This is a genomic window from Pirellulales bacterium (assembly GCA_019636335.1).
Classification (GTDB): Bacteria; Planctomycetota; Planctomycetia; order Pirellulales; family JAEUIK01; genus JAHBXR01.
In genome coordinates, this window is the sequence record JAHBXR010000044.1 from 1 (window position 1) to 18,954 (window position 18,954).

General features: G+C 62.8%; 14 protein-coding genes. 10 read left to right on the forward strand and 4 right to left on the reverse strand.

Going from position 1 to position 18,954, the window contains the following annotated elements:
- Positions 1-248 precede the first annotated feature (248 nt).
- From KF708_24290 to KF708_24330, 9 genes are all read left to right on the forward strand, one after another.
- Positions 249-722, forward strand: a complete 474-nt coding sequence (locus tag KF708_24290) for a hypothetical protein (GenBank protein ID MBX3415825.1) — start codon at positions 249-251, stop codon at positions 720-722.
- Positions 719-3,475 (forward strand): hypothetical protein, encoded by a 2,757-nt coding sequence (locus tag KF708_24295; GenBank protein MBX3415826.1) that lies wholly within the window; start codon positions 719-721, stop codon positions 3,473-3,475. Before KF708_24290 ends, KF708_24295 begins: the two co-directional genes overlap by 4 nt.
- A 466-nt stretch (positions 3,476-3,941) precedes the next feature.
- Positions 3,942-5,285, forward strand: coding sequence for a hypothetical protein (locus KF708_24300; protein MBX3415827.1), 1,344 nt, complete (start codon positions 3,942-3,944; stop codon positions 5,283-5,285).
- A gap of 608 nt (positions 5,286-5,893) precedes the next feature.
- Entirely contained in the window at positions 5,894-7,750 is a 1,857-nt protein-coding gene (locus KF708_24305) for an HlyD family efflux transporter periplasmic adaptor subunit (GenBank protein ID MBX3415828.1), read from the forward strand.
- The gene (locus KF708_24310; GenBank protein MBX3415829.1) at positions 7,747-8,478 is read left to right on the forward strand and encodes an ABC transporter ATP-binding protein; all 732 of its coding nucleotides are present in this window, start codon (positions 7,747-7,749) and stop codon (positions 8,476-8,478) included. Before KF708_24305 ends, KF708_24310 begins: the two co-directional genes overlap by 4 nt.
- Before the next feature lie 267 nt (positions 8,479-8,745).
- Entirely contained in the window at positions 8,746-10,062 is a 1,317-nt protein-coding gene (locus tag KF708_24315) for an ABC transporter permease (protein MBX3415830.1), read from the forward strand.
- 283 nt (positions 10,063-10,345) lie between these two features.
- Positions 10,346-11,155 carry a sugar phosphate isomerase/epimerase gene (locus tag KF708_24320; protein ID MBX3415831.1) on the forward strand — a complete coding sequence of 270 codons (810 nt, stop codon included), beginning with the start codon at positions 10,346-10,348 and terminating at the stop codon, positions 11,153-11,155.
- Positions 11,156-11,159: 4 nt separating this feature from the next.
- Positions 11,160-12,110: an ABC transporter ATP-binding protein gene (locus KF708_24325; GenBank protein ID MBX3415832.1), complete on the forward strand. Its 951-nt coding sequence runs from the start codon at positions 11,160-11,162 to the stop codon at positions 12,108-12,110.
- Between the two features lie 78 nt (positions 12,111-12,188).
- Positions 12,189-13,013, forward strand: coding sequence for an ABC transporter permease subunit (locus tag KF708_24330; protein ID MBX3415833.1), 825 nt, complete (start codon positions 12,189-12,191; stop codon positions 13,011-13,013).
- Positions 13,014-13,265: 252 nt separating this feature from the next.
- Here the strand turns inward: KF708_24330 and KF708_24335 are convergent, their stop codons facing one another.
- Positions 13,266-14,912 (reverse strand): sodium/solute symporter, encoded by a 1,647-nt coding sequence (locus KF708_24335; protein ID MBX3415834.1) that lies wholly within the window; start codon positions 14,910-14,912, stop codon positions 13,266-13,268.
- Between the two features lie 244 nt (positions 14,913-15,156).
- On the opposite strand from KF708_24335, the gene KF708_24340 reads away from it, so the two are divergent.
- Positions 15,157-15,867 (forward strand): class I SAM-dependent methyltransferase, encoded by a 711-nt coding sequence (locus KF708_24340; protein ID MBX3415835.1) that lies wholly within the window; start codon positions 15,157-15,159, stop codon positions 15,865-15,867.
- Here the strand turns inward: KF708_24340 and KF708_24345 are convergent.
- The 3 genes from KF708_24345 to KF708_24355 all read right to left on the reverse strand — a co-directional run bounded on the left by KF708_24345 (position 15,864) and on the right by KF708_24355 (position 18,497).
- Positions 15,864-17,195 carry an MBL fold metallo-hydrolase gene (locus KF708_24345; protein MBX3415836.1) on the reverse strand — a complete coding sequence of 444 codons (1,332 nt, stop codon included), beginning with the start codon at positions 17,193-17,195 and terminating at the stop codon, positions 15,864-15,866. The two genes, KF708_24340 and KF708_24345, sit on opposite strands and share 4 nt — an antisense overlap.
- Positions 17,196-17,381: 186 nt before the next feature.
- A complete protein-coding gene (locus KF708_24350) occupies positions 17,382-18,194 on the reverse strand; it encodes a transglutaminase family protein (protein ID MBX3415837.1) in 813 nt (270 codons plus the stop codon).
- A 126-nt stretch (positions 18,195-18,320) separates the two neighbouring features.
- A complete protein-coding gene (locus tag KF708_24355; GenBank protein ID MBX3415838.1) occupies positions 18,321-18,497 on the reverse strand; it encodes a hypothetical protein in 177 nt (58 codons plus the stop codon).
- Between the last annotated feature and the right edge of the window lie 457 nt (positions 18,498-18,954).

Consider the following 18,954-nt stretch of genomic DNA (forward strand, 5'->3'; position numbering starts at 1 on the left):
GGGTGGCAGGCTGTTTCCGTAAGTGACTTTATGTGAGTGGTTTGTGACAAATCTTGGGGGATCCGTCCGCGCGCTAGGGGCGGAGCAACCGTCAGGATCGTTCAAGTCTGAACGGTCGAAGGGTCGAATTGTTGATTCGTGAATCGTTCCGCAGGCCCCGCGAATCGAACATCGTGATTCAACCCAATTTACCAACCAGCCCTATTTCGCCATCGGAGGACCAGCCGGCACTGCGCTGGGCGGCCCTCGTGGCGCTTGTCTCCGTGGCGGCGCGGCGCTTACGCGCTTCGCTCGCCGAACAAATCGCGGGGCATGGATTGGGCGAGTCGGAGTTCGCCCTGCTGTGGGCCTGTTACCGACCGGCGAGCGATCGGCTCGAAGCCGAGGGCCTCACGCAGATCGAACTTTCGCAATTGCTCGAGCTATCGCCGGCGAGCGTGAGTGGCCTGGTCGAGGATTTACGTCGGGCGGGTCTGCTGGCAGGGGCGCGTTCGACGGTCGACCGACGCCGGCAGGTGTGGCATCTCAGCGAACAAGGGGACGCCCTCATCCGGCGGTTGCTCGAAGAGCTGTCGGTATGGGCCGCCACGCTCGATCAAACATGCGACGCGACGCAGCGAGAATCGCTCGCCGAGGCGCTCCAACGCCTGCTCGAAGTCGACAGCCCGGCGCGGAGCGCCGCCGCGCCTACCGGCGACGTGCGACGAGGAGTCGCCGCATGAATCACACTCGCCCCTATTTACCGACCGCTGCGTGGTTCGTGTTGGCCGCAATCTGCCTGTTGGGCGGATCGACCGGCTGCACGCGGGGATACTATCGGCATTGGGCCGACGACGAAGTCTATCAATTGCTTGGTCGCGTGGATTGCGATCCGCGTTGGGAGTTGCCCCGTTACACGATCGACGTGCCGGAAGAGGCGCGTTTCTACGATCCGGCGAATCCCGACTTCGAGCCGCGTCCGCCCGACGACCCGACCGCTCACAAGTACATGATCTGCGTCGAGGGGATGCACGGGTATCCTTGCTGGGATCAGAACGGTGTGGTCTCGACGGTGGAGAATGTCTCGTGGCAGTATTTTCTGCCGACGAGTCAAACGGGGCGTCTCGTGTTGGACCGTGACGCCGCCGTGCAACTGGCGCTGGTGCAATCGCGCGACTATCAGACGAACCTCGAAGAGCTCTATCTGTCGGCCCTCGACGTGACGTTCGAGCGCTTCCGCTTCGACTATCAGTTCTTCGGCGGGAATGCGACGAACTTTACGACCGAAGGACCCGTAGCCGGTGGCGACAGTACCCTGGTCAACAGCGGTCTGCCGGGTCCTGGGACCATACAGGCCCGCAAGCTGTATGCGGCGGGTGGCGAGTTGATCGCCGGCATGGCCAACTCGATCGTGTGGGAATTCTCGGGCGAGAACACTTTCTCGGCCAATTCGCTGTTGAACTTCTCATTCGTGCAGCCGCTGTTGCGCTTCGGCGGTCGGGCGCGTGTGCTCGAGCGATTGACGGTGTCCGAGCGCGCCCTGCTGTCGAACGTGCGCGCCATGTATCGCTTCAATCAGGCGTTCTACCTCGATATCGTGACCGGCCGTCAATCGACGGGGGGCCCCTCGCGTCGGGGTGGCTTCTTGGGTGGAGCGGGTCTCGAAGGGTTCAGCGGCGTCGGTGGTGGCGGCTTCGGCCGCATCGGCGGCGGCAACGCCGGCGGCGCCGGCACGGGAGCCGGCGGCGGCGCCGGAGCTCAACAGGCGGGAGGCTATATCGGCCTGCTGCAGGACCAGCTCAACATTCGCAACCAGGAAGCGAACGTCACGGGGTTGCGCGACAGTCTCGCGCAGCTCGAAGCGGCCCACGACGCCGGGCGCATCGATCGCTTCCAGGTCGATCTCGCGCGTCAGGCGCTCTACAACGCCCAAAGCATTCTGCTCAGCCGCAAGGCGGCCTATCAGGGGACGCTCGACGGCTTCAAAATCGACTTGGGTATCCCCCCCGATATCGACGTGCTGGTGCAGGATCCCATGCTCGTGCCTTTCGAGTTGCTCGATCCGGCGCTGACGCGCATCCAGGACGAGCTGAGCGATCTGCTCGACACGATGCGCAATCCGCCGGCTGGCGCAGGGCTGGGGTACCTCGAGGCACGACTCGCCCGCGCCCGCGAGATCCGCAGTCGCGTGGCGGGGCATCTGGCGCTGGTCGAAGGAGACTTGGACAAGCTGGACGACAACGTGTCCGCGCGTCGCAAGGCGCTGGGACAGCTTGCCGGTCGGCGCGAGATCCGAGGTGGCGGGTCGAATCAAACGGCGTATTCAGTGAAGGATTTTAACCATCGTGTGGGCGCCCTGCACAACGATTACGAGGCGCTGGTCCAACGCTTCGACGAGACGTCGAGCCAACTGGAATACTTCGGCATCACGGGAGACTTCGAGGCCGAACGGCGGCGCCTGTTGATCGTGTTGACGAATCTGTCGGGCGAGCTGACCGAGCTGGGTCTGGTGCAGGCCCGCACGCGGCTCGACACGGTCTCGCTCATCGACGTCGAGCTCGATTCGCGCGAAGCGCTCGAGATTGCGCGGAACTATCGGGTCGACTGGATGAATGCCCGCTCGGCGGTCGTCGACTCGTGGCGTTTGATCGAGTTCAACGCGAACCCGCTGTTGAGCGGCTTGAACGTCCGCATCGATGGCGATCTGGGCACGACGAACGACAATCTGCTGGGTTTCCGGGGCTCGAACGGCAGACTCTCGATGGGTCTCGAGTTCGACGCCCCGCTGACGCGACTGGCCGAACGCAACCAGTACCGGCAGGCGTTGATCGAGTATCAGCAGGCGCGTCGCGGTTACATGAACTATGTCGACAACGTGAACCGCGGCCTGCGCGCCACGCTGCGAACGGTGGAGTTGAATCAGCTCAACTTCGAATTGCGTCGCGCGGCGGTGCTCGTGGCGATCAATCAGGTGTTGTTGACGCGGTTGCGTTTGACCGAACCACCGAAGCCAGGGGAGACGACGCAGTTCAGCGTCACCACGGCCCGCGACCTGGTCGACGCGCTGGATCGGCTGCTGCAGGTGCAAAACGACTTCCTCAGCGTGTGGGTCAACTACGAAGTGGTGCGCATGGGGCTCGACTACGATCTGGGGACGATGCAACTCGACGACCACGGCCTATGGATCGATCCGGGCCCGATCACGAGCCAGAACTACTCGAAGGGGGGGAGCGACCTGATCGAGCCCGATATCCTGCCTCTCGATGCGCCGATCGACGACCTGGATCCGGCCGGCCTGGGGGATCCGAACCGTGGCAACAGCGACGAGTGGATCGCACCGCCGCCGGGCGCACCGGAAGAGATGGACAACGACGATGGCACGGTGAGCGATCCCAAGCGCCTGCCGCGGCTACCGGGCCCCGATCCGACGCGCGGCTTCGAGTCCTCGACCGAAGCACAAGGCGAGGCGGACGTTGAAGCGTATCCGAACGAGTAGTCGAACGAGTGCGAGTGCCGTCTTCGCATCTGCTCCGCGTGCGTCCCGACACTTATGCCGCGGCGAAGTCCAGCAATATCTGCCGGATCGCGCCGAGATGGTAGGCCGTGTGCGCGGCGATCGAGAACGCGCCGGTGAGCATGATCTCGTTCCAGTCGCGCGATTCGCTGTTCGACATGGATGGGACTCCGAGGCGGCTTTAGTCAATGAAGGCGGTTACTCGACTTGCGAGAGCGGCAGCTATTTTGACGCTCTGGCTGGGTATCGCCCGATGATACCAGGATTTGCCGCCCTGCAAGCGCACGCACGACGAGGCCCGATGAGCTGACGTAAAACGAGCAGAAATGACCACTGCCAAGGCACTTCCGACGTGCCGTGGGCGAGCTATGTTTTCGTGGTGGGATCCGCGGGTTGGCTCGTTGCAGGGCTGGCGATCTTGCCGCGGAACCTTGGGCGATCGATGGCCATGTCTCGCGCGACGCAGCGGTTGTTGTTCATTGCCGGCGCCATCGTCTTCGTACCGGCGTTGTTGGCTCTCGATGTTAGTTCGGCCTTGGCGCGCGGCTGGCAGTTCGAATCGCGCGCCGACAGTGTCGTCTTGCTGGCATCGCTGGTGGCGGTCGGGCTCGTGTTGTTGGCGCTGGCGCTGCCCGCCGGCCGGCGATTGCTCGCGCGGCGCGGACCGCAGCTCGCGCTGCTCAGCGTCAGCCTGGCGTTCGCGTGGTTGCTCGCCGAGTTCGTCATGGCAACGGTGCTCGCTTCGCGCATCTCGCAACCGCAGCACCTGTCGTGGCCGAATTTCGAGATCACGTTTCATCCCGACTCGACCGTGCTGCCCGGCATCAGCGGGCCGGCGCGATTCCAGGCGAACTCGCTCGGCGTGCGCGGCGAGGAATGGCCGGCCCGCGATCAGGCTTATCGCATCCTTTGTCTGGGGGGCAGCACGACCGAGTGTGCCTATCTCGATCAAGGCGAGGCCTGGCCGCAACTGCTGGCCGATCGCCTGAATCGCGACGGTGCGGAACCGGTCTGGGTGGGCAACGCCGGCGTGGTCGGCTACACGAGCGAACAACACCAGAAGTTCGTCGAGCAATCGCCTTTGATGGCGGAGATCGACGCCCTGGTCGTGCTCGTGGGAATCAACGACCTGCTCAAGTTTCTCGAGACCGAGCAGTTGCAGGTCGATCGCGCGGCCGCCGAAGCATTGCTCGACTACCAGCGGCCTTTCTGGGCGAAGACGTCGACGCGCGAGCTCGCGCGTCGTTGGGTGAACGTCTACGCCGTGCAATTGGCGACCCACTACGAGGATCCTGAAGGGCGGCACCACATCGTGCGCCGGCAAGAACGCCAGGGGGCCGAGCAGCATCGCGAGCTTCCGCCGCTCGAACGCGCCATCGACGAATATGGTCAGCGACTGCATCGTATGGCCGAGGTCTGCCGCGAGAAGCACGTCCGCCTGCTGTTCGTGACGCAACCCGTGTTGTGGGATCCGGCTCTCTCGGGCGAGGCGGACGAACTGCTGTGGCTCGGCTGGGGGCGTGCCGGCACGTTCTACGATCAGATGGCGCTGCGGGGAGGGATCGATGAGTTCAATGCGCGGCTGGTACAGGTCGCCCGCGAGACCGGGGTGCCGCTGGTCGATCTCTCGTCGATGGATGGGCAGTTGAAATACTTCTACGACGATTGCCACTTCAACGAGCTGGGTTCCAGTTTTGTCGCGGAGCAAGTCGCCGACTGGTTCGAGGAGTACGATCCGCCGCTCGAACCGCGCCAGATTACCCGCCAAGACCAGCCGGCGAGCGAGGGCTGAACGCTGGCGGATAAGTGATGTTCCACATCACAACCCGAAGCGTGAGCGAGGTGTATCTTCGTTCGACGCTGTTTCCAAAAAACTCCCTCGCTCACGCTTCGGGTTAGGATTTCCGGAGCCGGCGGTTTGGCTCTTCCTTGGCCATGGCCGGCAGGGAACCTTTTGTTGCTGCGCCACACTGGCGTCCTGGCGCTTCGCGCGGGTGGAAGTCTGGGAACCGCGCCGCAAGCCATCGTGCCACCCGGTCGCGTCCGGCTACGCTCTTTTCGAGTTCCTCCTGGGGACGGCGAAACCATGGCCGGTTTGCCGGGGTTTGGTTTAAGAGGGGAATGTTGCGCGCGGGCTCCGATGTGGCAACGGCTGCCTGGGTAACCTGGGTTGTCCAAATGACCCCGGAGCCGCCAATTACCGTAATGACTTAGGTTTTGGTGGCGGATACAATAAGTAGGCTTCGGGCGGAATCTCCGCTCGCAGCCCACGCCCGACCAGCGCCCGCCCCGTGTGGGTGTCACACCGCTGAGGATTCGATGCCCTCCTCCCGATCGTATCCGCGGTCTGCGCGACCGCCTCTGGTGACGAGAAACCGCCGAGCCGTGGCTTGGGGCGGGATGCTCGTCCTCTTGGTCTTGCTGGCTGGGGCCGGCGGGCTCGTCTATTTCTTCCTTCCGCTGGGGGGGGACGGCCAGGCCCGGGCCGACTATCTGACGCACCACGTCGAGCGCGGCAAGTTCCTGTACGAGGTGACCGAGCGCGGTGAGATCGAAAGTTCGAGCAACGTCGAGGTGCGCTGCGAGGTGCAGTCGCGGAACACCGGGGGGACGGCCATTCTCGAGATCGTGCCCGAGGGGACCTATGTCGAGAAGAGGGAGCTGATTGCCCGGCTCGACAAGTCGGCGCTTGAGAATGAATACAACCAGCAGCAGATCACCTGCAACGCGAGCAATGCGTCGGTGATTCAGGCGCAGAGCGCCTTGGCCACGGCCCAGATCGCGCGGCGCGAATATCTCGACGGCACGTTTCGCCAGGACGAGCAGATTCTGTTGGGCGAGATTTCCGTGGCGGAGGAGAATCTCCGCCGCGCCGAGGATTATGCCGGCTATAGCCAGAAGCTGGCCGCCAAGGACTTCGTGACGCAATTGCAGCTCGAGGCGGATCTGTTCGCCGTCGAAAAGGCGAAGATGGATCTCGCTACGGCCAAGACCAAGATCGAGGTAATGCGCGAGTTCACCAAGGCCAAGATGCTCACGCAGCTCGAGGCCGACATCAAGATCGCCGAGGCCAATCTCGCGTCGAACGAGAACGTGAAGCGGCTCGACGAAGAAAAACTGGCTCTGATTCAAGCCCAGATCGACAAGTGTGAGATTCTCGCCCCCTCGGCCGGCCAGGTCGTCTACGCGAACTCGACCGATCGCCGTGGCGACTCGGAAGTGGTGATTCAGGAAGGGGCGCTGATTCGCGAGCGCCAGGTCATCGTGCGCTTGCCCGATCCGAAGCGGATGCAGGTCCGGGCCAAGATCAACGAGGCGCGCGTCGATCGGGTGAAAGAAGGCCAGCCGGTGGTGATTCAGCTCGACGCCTTCCCCGAGAAGAAGCTGCTGGGCAAGGTCCGCCGCGTGGACGACTATCCGATTCCGGCCGGCTGGTTCAGCTCGACCGTGAAGGAGTACGCGACCTATGTCGACATCATCGACCCCCCCGATGGCCTGCGTCCCGGCATGACGGCCCAGGTGCGCATCGAGATTTCGCGAATGCCGGACGTGATCCAGGTGCCGGTGCAAGCGGTGTTCGAGCATGCCAAGCGCCACTATTGTCTGGTGCGCACGGCCAAGGGGCTCGAGCCACGCGAAGTCAAGATCGGCACGACGAACGAGAAGCAGGTCGTGATCCAGGAGGGCTTGTCGGAAAAAGAGATCGTGCTCGTGAATCCGCGGGCGCACGAAGACAGCGTGGCGATGCCGGAAGTCCCCACCCTGCCGGAGCGCCAGGAGCAGATCGCCGCCCGCCCGACCAACGAGGTCGCATCGAACGAGGCGGAGGTTCCATCGAGCAAGACGGCTTCGTCGAGCAAGACCGAAGAATCGAATGGCGGAACCGCCGACGAACCACTCGTCCAGGTCGAAACAGCCAGGCCGGTGGCGGGCAGGGCCGAAGGGGACGACAAGGCCGGTGAGGACGACAGCGCCTCGGGCGATCGCGCGGAACGCCGCAAACGCCGCGAAGAGATGATGGCCATGGGGCCTGCCGGTGCGGCCAAGGCCATGTTCGAGCAGTTCGATGCCGACCACGACGGCAAGCTGACCGAGTCGGAATTGCCGGAACAGATGCGACAGTTCAGTGCCTCGATGGATACCAACAAGGATGGTTCGATCGACGCCGCCGAATTGACTGCGGCCATGCGCCGCTTCGCCGCGATGCGCGCTGGCGCCGGCGGCGGTGCTCCGCCCGCGGGCGGAGCGGGGCTATGAACCTCGCGGTTCGCATCGAAGATCTCAAGAAGGACTATCACCTCTCGGGTGAGGTCGTCCACGCCTTGCGCGGCGTCTCGCTCGATGTGCCCGAGGGGGACTACGTGGCCATCATGGGGCCGTCGGGATCGGGCAAGTCGACGTTGTTGAACCTGCTCGGTTGCCTCGACCGCCCCACGTCGGGGCGATACTTCCTCGGTGGCGACGACGTGGCCGTGATGCACGACGACGAGCTTTCCGAAGTCCGTGCCGGCCGCATCGGCTTCGTCTTTCAGTCGTACAATTTGATCCAGCAGCTCACGGTGATCGAGAACATCGAGGTGCCCCTGTACTACCAGGGGCGCCTCACGCCCGCCTTGCGACAGCGCTGCCGCGACCTGGCCGAGTTGGTCGGTTTAGGAGAACGTCTACGGCACCGGCCGGCGCAGCTCTCCGGTGGTCAGCAGCAGCGCGCCGCGATCGCCCGCAGCCTGGCGAACGATCCTCGTTTCATCCTGGCGGACGAGCCGACGGGCAATCTCGATTCGGTGACCACGGCCGAGATTCTCGACCTGCTCGAACGGCTCAACGCCGACGGCAAGACCGTGATCATGGTGACGCACGAAGACGACGTCGCGCAGCACGCCAAGCGCATCATTCGTTTGAAGGATGGCCTGCTGCAATCGGACGTGCGCCGCGCGGCGGTCGAGTCGAATCAGAAAACGAACGGCGCCGTGTCGATCGTGTGAGATTTTGCACGCGCGCGGAGTCGTGGAGAGATGGGGCCGGGAATGGCGTGATTGACAGAAAGTCGACCAATTCCTCTTGTCGCTGCGCGACACCGACCATTTTGCGACTTGGAGTTGTTTGGTGACCGCTGGTTTGCTCCGCAAAATGATCGGTGCTACCCGAACGTGTGCGGTGCATGAATTGCATAACGCAAGAGTCTTCGTGGCTCCGCGCCTCTGCGTGAGAGGCGCAAACGCTCGCTACAGAAAGATGTTGCCGTGTTGTCGTTGTGGTTGAGAACGTGGCTGCTGGGGGTGAAGAGCCTGCTCTTGCACCCTTTGCGCTCGTTGCTCACCGTGCTGGGCATCTTCATCGGCGTATCGAGCGTGATCTGGCTGCTCGCCATCGGCGAAGGCATCAGCCGCAAGGCGCAGGAACAGATCGAAGGTCTCGGGGCGGACAATATCATCATCCGCTCGATCAAGCCCCCCGATGCCAGCATCGTGGTGAGTCGAGGACCGACGCCTTATGGGCTGACTCGCGCCGATTTCGAGCTGCTGACGACGACCGTCCCCACGATCGAACGCGCGCTGCCGATCCGCGAGTTGCGGCGACAGTTTTCATTCTACGACCGCACGCTCGACGGACGGCTCGTCGGCTGCACGCCCGAGTATGCCGAAGTGACGCAATTGCGCGTCGATCGCGGGCACTTTCTCACCGACGCGGAATTGTCGCAGCGCGAGAACGTGTGCGTCCTTTCGGCGGGCGCCGCCGAACGGTTGTTTCCCTTCGAAGACCCGCTCGGCCGCGCCATCCACGTGGAAGAGGCCTACTACGTCGTCGTGGGCGTGATGAAGCATCGCGATCCGACGGCGGCGGTCGGTGGTTCGTTCTCGGCCCAGGATTTTTCGAGCGACGTCTACATACCGATCACGACGCTCTGGAACCGCATCGGCGATTCGATCGTCACGCGTCGCAGCGGCTCGTTTGAAGGCGAAATCGTCGAGCTCAGCCAGATCACGCTGCGCGTGAATAGCGTCGATAACGTCATCGCGACTTCCGAGTTGGTGAAAGAAACGCTGGCGGGGCGCCACCGCTCGCAAGACTGGGGCGTCACCGTGCCGCTCGAGCTGCTCGAGCAGGCCAAGACCACGCGGCTCATGTTCATCGTCTTCATGGGCTTGATCGCCGCGATCTCGCTGGTCGTGGGAGGCATCGGCATCATGAACATCATGCTGGCCACGGTGACGGAGCGCACCCGGGAGATCGGTATCCGCCGCGCCCTGGGGGCCAAACGGAGCGACATCACGCGGCAGTTTCTGGCCGAGACGATCGTGCTGTCGGTAGTCGGCGGGGCGACGGGCGTCTTGGGGGGCCTGACGTGTGGGCCCGTCACCGATTGGGCGCGCCTGCTGGTCGAGAACGCCTTTCCACGGGTGATGGCCGATCTGCCCCCCGTCATTCAGACGGTGGTGCCAGTCGTGGTGCCGTGGTCCATTCCCCTGGCGTTCGGCATCTCGGTGGGGGTGGGGGTGATTTTCGGGCTCTACCCCGCGATGCGCGCGGCGGCGATGGATCCGATCGAGGCGCTGCGGCACGAGTAGCGTTCGATAAGCAGCATTTGCCTCGGCCGGTCCGTGGCAAATCCATACATGCTCTTGTCGCTGTGCGGAGCTGAATCACCAAGAGAATAGAACGCACTGCGCCAATCTCTTGCCGATCGGGATGGGGCAAGCCAGCAGTGCCACACGGCTGCTCTTTCCGATAGTCATGCCTTGCCAGCGGGCTCGCTGCCGCCGACAATAGCGAGACTTGCCCAGAGCTGCGCCGCATCCGGGCCACGTATCGATCCGCCTGCCGCCGCGCCACCAGAAGAGGCCCCTCGCCATGGCAGACTTTCTTTACGGGCTGAACACCAGCACCATTCAGCCTGCCCCCTTGATGGACAAGATCCGCATTGCGCACGAGGCGGGTTACGACGCCATCGAGCTGTGGATCAACGACGTCGAGAAGTATCAGGAAGAAGGGCATCCCGTTTCCAACGTCCGCAAGGCGCTCGACGATGCGGGGCTGCAGCGGCCGAGCATGATCTCGCTGCGCGACTGGTGCGAGCCGGACGACGACAAATTCCAAGCGGCGCTGGACGTGTGCAAGCGGCGTCTCGACGTGGCCCGCGAGTTGGGGGTTGAACGGATCGTGGCCGGTCCCCCCGGGGGGGTCGTGCCGCTCGAATTGGCCATCGCACGCTACAACGAGCTGCTCGAGCTGAGCGTCCAGCGTGGAGTGCCCGCCTCGGTCGAGTTTCTCGGCTTCGTAAAAGGCATCAATCGCCTCGAAGAGGCCTGGGCCATCGCCGCGGGGACTCATCAGTCGACCGCCACCGTCACGCCCGACGCCTGGCACATGTTCCGCGGCGGAACCGATTGGGCCGTGCTCGATTCGATTCCGGCCGACCACATCTCGTGCTTCCACTGGAACGATGCCCCCGCCGAGCCCCCGCGCGAGAAGCAGGACGACTCGCATCGAGTCTATCCCGGCGACGGCATCCTCGATCTGAAGAAGCTCGCCAGCCAGCTCCGCGCCAAGGATTGGCACGGCGTGCTATCACTCGAACTCTTCAACCGCGACTATTGGGGGCAGGATCCACTCGAAGTGGCGCGGACGGGGTTGGCCAAGATGAAAGCTAGCGTGGCCTGACGCGATGCCTGCCTCTGCCTCCACGCTTCGAGAGTCTGAATCGAGCGGTGCCGCGCGCCGTACCACGGCGCCGCCGATCGTCGAAGTCGATCGGCTCACCAAAACCTACGGCGATTTCACCGCGCTCGCCGACTGCTCGCTCACCGTCGGCCGGGGGGAGATCTTCGGCCTGCTCGGCCCCAACGGCTCGGGCAAGACCACGTTCATCCGCCTGCTGATGGGGTTCCTGCGTCCGACCAGTGGCTCGGCGCGGATCGAAGGGCTCGACTCCTATCGCGACTCGGTGAAAGTACACCGGCACGTCGCCTACCTGCCGGGCGATGCGCGGCTGTTCCGCACGATGCGCGCCCGAGAGGTGCTGCGATTCTTCTGCAACATTCGCCCGGGCACGAGCTATGCCCGCGCCATTGCCCTGGCCGAACGTCTCGAGATCAACCTGACGCGGCAAGTGGCGGTTTTCTCGACCGGCATGCGGCAGAAGTTGGCCCTGGCGGCGACGCTGGCGGCCGAGACACCACTGGTGATCCTCGACGAGCCGACGGCGAATCTCGACCCGACGGTCCGCGCCGATGTGCTCGCCCTGGTGCGTGAGGCGCAGGCCGGCGGCAGCACGGTCATCTTCTCGTCCCACGTGCTCAGCGAGATCGAAGAGATCTGCGATCGGGTCGTCATCCTCCGCAACGGTCAACTCGTGCATACGCAGGCCATGTCCGATTTGCGGCGGCAGCACCGCATCCGCGCCCGGCTGACGGGGACCTTGGTACCACCGCCCGAGCATCTCGCCGACGAGCTGGTGATCGAAACGGGAGACGACGGCGAACTGGTAATCCTCACGCCGGGCGAACTATCTCCCTTGCTCGGCTGGCTCGCGCGCTTGCCCCTGGCCGAAGTTCAGATCGAGCCGATCGGTCTCCGCGCCATTTACGAGAAGTTCCACGCTGCCGAATCCACCTGATGCCGATGGAATGCGCTTCCGGGCAAGCGATTTGATCGCCCGCAGGAAAGCTGGCCGGAATTCGGCAGGAAAGCACCCATGAATCGTGCCCTTTGGTTCAAGTCGATCCGTGAAGCGCGGCTCCTGCTCCTGTCTTGCGCCGTGCTCATGTTCATCTTCAATTGGATCTTCGTCTGGGTCACCAGCCTCGTCGATCTCAGCGCGCTGCGGATCTTTCTCAAGGCGCTGCCCCCCGAGATGCAAAACCTGTCGGGCGTGTCGGTCGACGAGGTGGCCACCTACTCGGGACGAATTGCCCTGGCCTATGTCGATCCCGTCGTGTTGATGGTGGCTGCCGTGTGGGCCATCTCGCGCGGTTCCGACGCCGTCAGCGGCGAAATCAATCGGGGCACGATGGAGTTGCTCATCGCGCAGCCCGTGCGACGCTTTACCGTGCTGTGGACCCAGGCCACGGTAACCATCGTCGGGGGCATGCTGATCGCTGCGTCCTGTCTGCTTGGCACCGCGATGGGGCTTTGGACCATCGAATTCGACGAGCCGATCAAGGCCGCAACGTTCATTCCCGCGGCGACGAATATCTTCGGACTGATCTTTTTCCTGGCTGGCACGAGCACGCTCGCCTCGTCCTGGGAGAGTTATCGCTGGCGCACCGTGGGCCTGATGGGGGGCGTGTTCATCATCGGCCTGATTATCAAGGTCATGGCACGAACCGTGTCGAAGCTCGACTGGCTGGCCTACTTCACGTTCTTTGGCGCCTTCGAACCCCAGGCGATGGTCAGCAACACCGATCGCGCCTGGGAACTGGTGCTGCGCTACAACAGCCTTCTGCTGGGCATGGGCCTGGCCGCGTACATCGCTGCCACGGTCATCTTCTGCCGCCGCGACCTGCCTGCACCGCTTTGAACTTGCGCGCTCCTTGAAAACCGAAGGGCTCACGCGGCGCGAAGCCGCTGAGAGATAGACGCTTGAAGGTAGCGGGGAGCAGCTTACGCCTTGATGTTGCGGTCGAGCGGTGAGGATAGCAGATGATTTTCCGGAGCGGCGTTTCCAACGTGCTGGGCGGGAGTCGGAAAATCGTCCGTGTCACAGAGCGGCCAGAGGTGCCGTGCGGGCATCCAACAAACTTGAACCAAACGTACGACGGCGCAACATCCTCTACCGAAAATACCAGCACATGGCTACCGTGCAGGCGATGAGCACGCCGGCCCAGAGTTTGTCATGCTGCCACCAGGGGCGCATCAACGCTTCATCCTGGGGCGACTGGCGCTCGAAGCGCCCCCAGGTGTACTGCTCGCACCCGGCGTGGCGCTCGTGCTTCGTCAGCAGACTGACCGCGAGCACCAACAGGTAGCAGGCCAGCGTCGTCAGCGCCGCGCGATGAAAGGCCTGTAAGTTGTGGTCGTAGCCGAACCACGCCACCTGCTCGAAGATGATCGAGAAAATCGGGCCCGCGATGATACAGGCCAGGGCGGCGGTCCGCGTGACCATCGGCTGCAAGATGCCGGCCACGTAGGCCACGATCACGCCGGGCACCAGGTAGGCGTTGTAATCGGCCATGCGGTTGAAGACGCCCCCCTTCGCCTGGCCGAAGACGAGCGACAGCGCGATCGCCGCGCCGACCATCAAGATCATCGCGCCGCGGCCGATCCAGATCAGTCGACGTTCGGAGGCGTCGGGCTGGATGTACTTTTTGTAGATATCGAAGGTGAAGAGCGTGGCGGTCGAGTTCATCATCGAGTCGATCGTGGAGAGGATGCCCGCCACCAGGCCGGCCATCACCAGCCCAATCAATCCATATCCGGCCGGCAGTAGCTCGCGCGTCAGGCCGGCAAAGGCCGTATCGCTCTCGGTGGCCGGGTCGATCGCCAGGATGTAGGCCGCGGCCATGCCCGGCACGATACAGAGGAACGGAATCAAGAGCTTGAAGAAGCCGGCCGCGATCGTGCCGAGCCGGGCATCCCAATCGGTGCGGGCACTGAGCGTGCGTTGCACCATGAACTGGTTGGTTCCCCAGTAATACATGTGCAAGACCATCAGGCCGCTGAAGACGCCGGTCCAGGGAAGCTCGGGATGGCTTGGCTCGAAGAAGACGTGAAACTTCTCGGGCTGTTTTTCGAGCAGGCCCGACAGGCCACCCACGTTCGGGTGCCAGATGGCCAGGGCGGCGAGCAAGCCACTGGCCAGCAATAGCAGTACGCTTTGCACGACGTCGTTGAAGATGTCGGCCTTCAGCCCGCCATAGAACGTGTATGCTCCGGCGGTCGCCGCCAGCAGGAAGATGGCCGTCTCGTAGCTGATAGCGTACGACGAGCCGGCCGTGAGGGTTGCCACGGTGAGCGCCCCCAGGATCATGGTGCCCACCATCTGGATGAGGAGGAACGCCATGTTGGTGATCGAGTAAACCAACCGGCTGCGATCGTCGAAGCGTCGGCCGAGATACTCGGACAGCGTGTAAAGCCCCATCCGCCGATAGAAGGGCAAAAAGAAGTAGCAGAGCATCATCAGGCCGAAGATGGCGCCGAATTCGAAGTTGGCCTGGGCGAAACCTTCCTTGAGGCCGGCCCCCATCATGCCCACCATGTGATGCGAGCTGATGTTCGTGCCGAAGATCGAGCCGGCCACGGCCCACCAGGCCACCGTCTTGCCGGCGAGATAGTAATCGGTCGTGCTGTCCTCCTTGCGACCGATCCACATGCCGAACAGCGTGACGGCCAGGACGATGCTGAGCAACACCACCACATCGATCAACTGCAACGGCAAACTGGCCGACTGCGCGAACAGCACCGGAACCGATTCAAGCATGAGCGCTCCCACCTGCGAGAAAGTGAGGCTTGAATCTAACCAGACTGGCGGCCGTGTAAAGACGATCCCCTTTTAAACGCACGACCGCGGCCTCAAGATCGAGGCGCGACTCGGCTCCAGCACGCGCGAAGCTACAATCGAGGGGGGTGGTGACGAACGGACTCCAGGGTCACGCGATTGTCATCGTCGAGCACCGGGATCAAGTCACCGTGATGTACTAGAACCGTGGGATTGCAGCCAACCAATGAGCGAAGCGAAGCCATCCACCTTTCTAAGCAATGCCCAGCTCGAAAAGTCGAGCGTCGTGGCCAATTCGCGCATGAATCGCGCACGTGGGCTGGCTGGGGCGAACAGCTATGAGAAAGAATTGGGCCTCAATCCCGTCACGTGGCTGCGATCTCGATCGAGACAAGCAGGCCATGCGGCCTGGCTCGATCTTTGCTGCGGCCGCGGCGAAGCGCTGGTCGAAGCGTCACAAGCATGGAGCAACGATGCCCCGAACCTATTCCTGCACGGAGTCGATCTCGTGGGAATGCTCCGGCCCACTCCACGTGTCCCCTGGCTGAAGCTGGAAGTCGCGTCGTTGCACGAATGGTCGCCACCGCGGCGGTATGATCTCATCACGTGCGTGCATGGTCTGCACTACATCGGCGACAAGCTAGGACTTGTCGAACACGCAATAAGCTGGCTGGAGCCCAACGGGTACCTGCTGGCCCACCTCGATCTCGACAATCTGCGAGGCGACAATGACCGTCCACTCGGTTCGCATTTACGACGAACACTTGAATCGAACGGTTGCAGCTACCACCGCCGCAAACGCTTGCTTTCGCGTAGCGGAAACGCGCCTTGTACTTTCGGCTACCGATACCGAGGAGCCGATGACCGCGCGGGCGCGAACTACACCGGCCAGGAAGCGGTTCACTCGTACTATTCGATCGACCACAGCGCCCCTTAGCTCGCCTTCGATCGCTTTTTCGGCGGCTTGCTCAATTCCTTGAGCGCCCGTTCGTCGCGGCGGATGAACTCGGCCAGCCAGCCCTGTTCGATAACGTTGTCCGTGCGCGCGTTCAAGAGCATGCAGGTTTCGATGCGCAGCTTCAGAGCCCCTTCGTGCTTGCGCTCGGGGTTCAACACGACGTCGAGTAGTTGCAGCGTCTCTTCGAGCTGCCCGGAGTCGAAACGCTCGCGGGCTTTCTTCACGATGCCGTCGGGGCCCCCCGCCAGCTCGACCAGGTCGGCGTGGACGCTCGAGGCCGGCGCGGCGTACATCGTCTGCGGCAACTCATCGAACCAGCCCACGTATCCCTCGTAGATGCCGCGAATCGACCACGTGAGCCGACCATACTGCTCGCCGATCTTGAGCTCGTCGGGCAGCTTGATCTCGCGCATCAGCGTGTGGACATCCTTGCCGGCGTTCATCCCCTTCACCGTCTCGTTGTCGACGTAGCGAATCGCCTCGATGTAGTGGGTCAGCCGCTGCTCGATTTCTTTCGCTCCCTTGATCGGCTCCACGTGGCTCCCCAGCAGGAGCTCGGGATGCCAGGAGCGCACCATCTCGAGCGACTTGATCCACAGCGCGGGCGAGCGGAACTCAGTCCCGCGCAGCGTGTAGATGTTCGGAAACGTTTCGTAGTAGTTGTCTCCCAAGAAGGCGGTTTTCAACTCGGGGATCCAGATGGCCAATTGATCCTGCGTCTCGCCCGGCGCGGCGTGCAGCTCGAACGTCAGTTCGCCCAGCTTGAACGTGTACTCCTTCTCGAAGGTGATCGTGGCGTCGTAATCGGGACGCAACAGTTCTTCGGCCGCCGAGAGGGTGACCGGCAGCGCCAGGTTGTACTGCGCCGCGGCGCGGCGCGCGTGGAAGGCCAGCAGACGGCGATGGTACTCGCGAAACGCCGGATAGTTGGCCTGCGCGATCACCTCGGTGCCGGGCTCGCGCCACTGGCGTATGCCGCCCATGTGATCCGGATGCCCGTGCGTGAGAATGATGTACTTGATCGGCTCCTTGTTCACCGCCTGCAAGAGTTTCTTGTGGCGGCCTGCGAAGGCGCTCGTCGAGGTGTCGATGATGACGTTCCCCGCAGAGGTCGTCACCAGATAGGTATTGCTGAATCCGCTGGCCTGGTAGATGTGGTCGTTGACTTTGAGGGCCTCTTTTTGATCGGCGAAGGCCTGCAAGATATTTTGTTGCGCAATGCCTTGTCCCCAGGCTGTCGCGGGCGTGGCAATGAGCAACAAGCCGATGGCGAACGAGCCCCACCTTCGTCGCGTAACCGCTGGCATAGCGTCTCCCTGACAACATGGATCGAGCACGGACGAGCCACGCCAAAATGGCTCCTCGCATCGGCTCTATCATCCTCGGCCACAAGTATCGCGTCCAATTATTTGCGAAGAGATGCAGAAAGTCGCGGCCACACCGAGTCCTCGGGAGGGAGCGCTACACGGCGCGTACCACCGTTCGGCCTGTACCTAGCTGGCGATTACATCCGTCCATACCAGAAACGAACGCAGTTGATTGACGCCAAACGTCGTGGTCAGCGCGACATCGGCGGCATCGCGTCCGCGAGCCATCAAGATCCGACCGATGCGAGGCTGATTATTCCGTGCGTCGAACGCGTGCCACGCGCCCCCCAGATAAACCTCGAACCAGGCGCTAAAGTCCATCGGATCGGCCGAACGCGGTACGCCGATGTCTCCCAGGTAGCCCGTACAATAGCGCGCTGGAATGTTCAAACTGCGACAGAACGTAATGGCCAGGTGCATGTAGTCGCGGCACACTCCCACGCGCTCGCGAAACACTTCCAGCGCCGTACGGTTGGCCCGCGCTTGCAGGTAGTCGAAGCGAATATGGCAATGAACGTAATCACACACCGCTTGAACAAGTGGCCAGCCCGCCGGCAGATGTCCAAACAGCGACCAGGCCGTGTCGCGTAGCTCGCTATCGACCTCGCAGTAGCGGCTGGCGAGCAGAAACATGAGCACTTCGTGGGGGAGTTCGTTGACTTGATGCTGATAGGCGTTCGGCACCTGTCGATCGGGCTGTCCGTCGTCGGCGATGACAAACTCGTTGCGGAACACGATCGTCCCGCCAGGCACAACCGCCCGACCGCAGCGATTGCCGTAACCGTCGATGTATTCGCAGACAGGAACGTGCGGCGCGATCGTCAGGTTCTCGGGCTCGCGGATCTCGTCGCATCGCGACGGATGCACGTAGGCCATCAGCAGCACCGCGGTCGGCTGCACAAAATCAAGAGCCGCTTCAAAGCCAGCGCGAATAAGCATGTTGTCGAAACAACTTTCCACCGCCATGGAAAAAGAGAGACGTGTCTCCGCGGCGATCAGGGCATCCATCGCCTGAGAGACTGAACGGCGATGCCAACGTGGCTTTCCGGCTAAGGAACCCTGCGATCAACCGTTGCGCGGCAGTGGAGATCGTTGACGCCTGGTCCGATTGTAGATCGCCGGGCGACCGTCGCCTAGGTTGCCGACCGTGGCCGTGTCCATCCAGATCAGCTCCCATTGATGGCCGTCGAGATCCTCGAAGCCATGTTGGAACATGAAATCGAATGGATGAACGCGTGACACCCTACGCCGTTCCACGTTCTTTGAGTCTTTAAAAGCGAAGGGCTCACGCGGAGTTACGCATCGAGCGGGTGGCACGGATGATTTTCCGGAGCGAGGAGATGGGAGCGTTTTCACTCATCCTCTGATCGCTGCGCGATGCCGACCATTTTGCGATTCGTGGTCTCGCGCAGTTGCAAAGTTTCTCCGCAAAATGATCAGGTGCTACCCACCTGCTTTCGTCGTGCCGTCGTGTCGTGGGTGCGCCAGGAGAAGTCTGGTTGTTTTTGTCAGTTGAAAGGTACTGACCATGGTAATTGCTCGTGCGCCATGAAGTCGAGCGGCGTGCGGCGGGGCGACCTGTCCGTGCGAAGCCCGTGATCGACGAAGATGTCAGCCGTAATGCGCAAGCGTGAACCCGATTCAGCCTCGTGACAAAGGTGAGAGTGGCCAGCCTTTCAACGATGGTGAAGCCTGTCAT

Bases quoted from the DNA above. Each gene is read 5' to 3' on its own strand.
- KF708_24295 (MBX3415826.1), top strand. From the start codon at position 719: ATGAATCACACTCGCCCCTATTTACCGACCGCTGCGTGGTTCGTGTTG.
- KF708_24300 (MBX3415827.1), top strand. From the start codon at position 3,942: ATGTCTCGCGCGACGCAGCGGTTGTTGTTCATTGCCGGCGCCATCGTC.
- KF708_24305 (MBX3415828.1), top strand. From the start codon at position 5,894: ATGCTCGTCCTCTTGGTCTTGCTGGCTGGGGCCGGCGGGCTCGTCTAT.
- KF708_24310 (MBX3415829.1), top strand. From the start codon at position 7,747: ATGAACCTCGCGGTTCGCATCGAAGATCTCAAGAAGGACTATCACCTC.
- KF708_24320 (MBX3415831.1), top strand. From the start codon at position 10,346: ATGGCAGACTTTCTTTACGGGCTGAACACCAGCACCATTCAGCCTGCC.
- KF708_24325 (MBX3415832.1), top strand. From the start codon at position 11,160: ATGCCTGCCTCTGCCTCCACGCTTCGAGAGTCTGAATCGAGCGGTGCC.
- KF708_24330 (MBX3415833.1), top strand. From the start codon at position 12,189: ATGAATCGTGCCCTTTGGTTCAAGTCGATCCGTGAAGCGCGGCTCCTG.
- KF708_24335 (MBX3415834.1), bottom strand. From the start codon at position 14,912: ATGCTTGAATCGGTTCCGGTGCTGTTCGCGCAGTCGGCCAGTTTGCCG.
- KF708_24340 (MBX3415835.1), top strand. From the start codon at position 15,157: ATGAGCGAAGCGAAGCCATCCACCTTTCTAAGCAATGCCCAGCTCGAA.
- KF708_24345 (MBX3415836.1), bottom strand. From the start codon at position 17,195: ATGCCAGCGGTTACGCGACGAAGGTGGGGCTCGTTCGCCATCGGCTTG.
- KF708_24350 (MBX3415837.1), bottom strand. From the start codon at position 18,194: ATGCTTATTCGCGCTGGCTTTGAAGCGGCTCTTGATTTTGTGCAGCCG.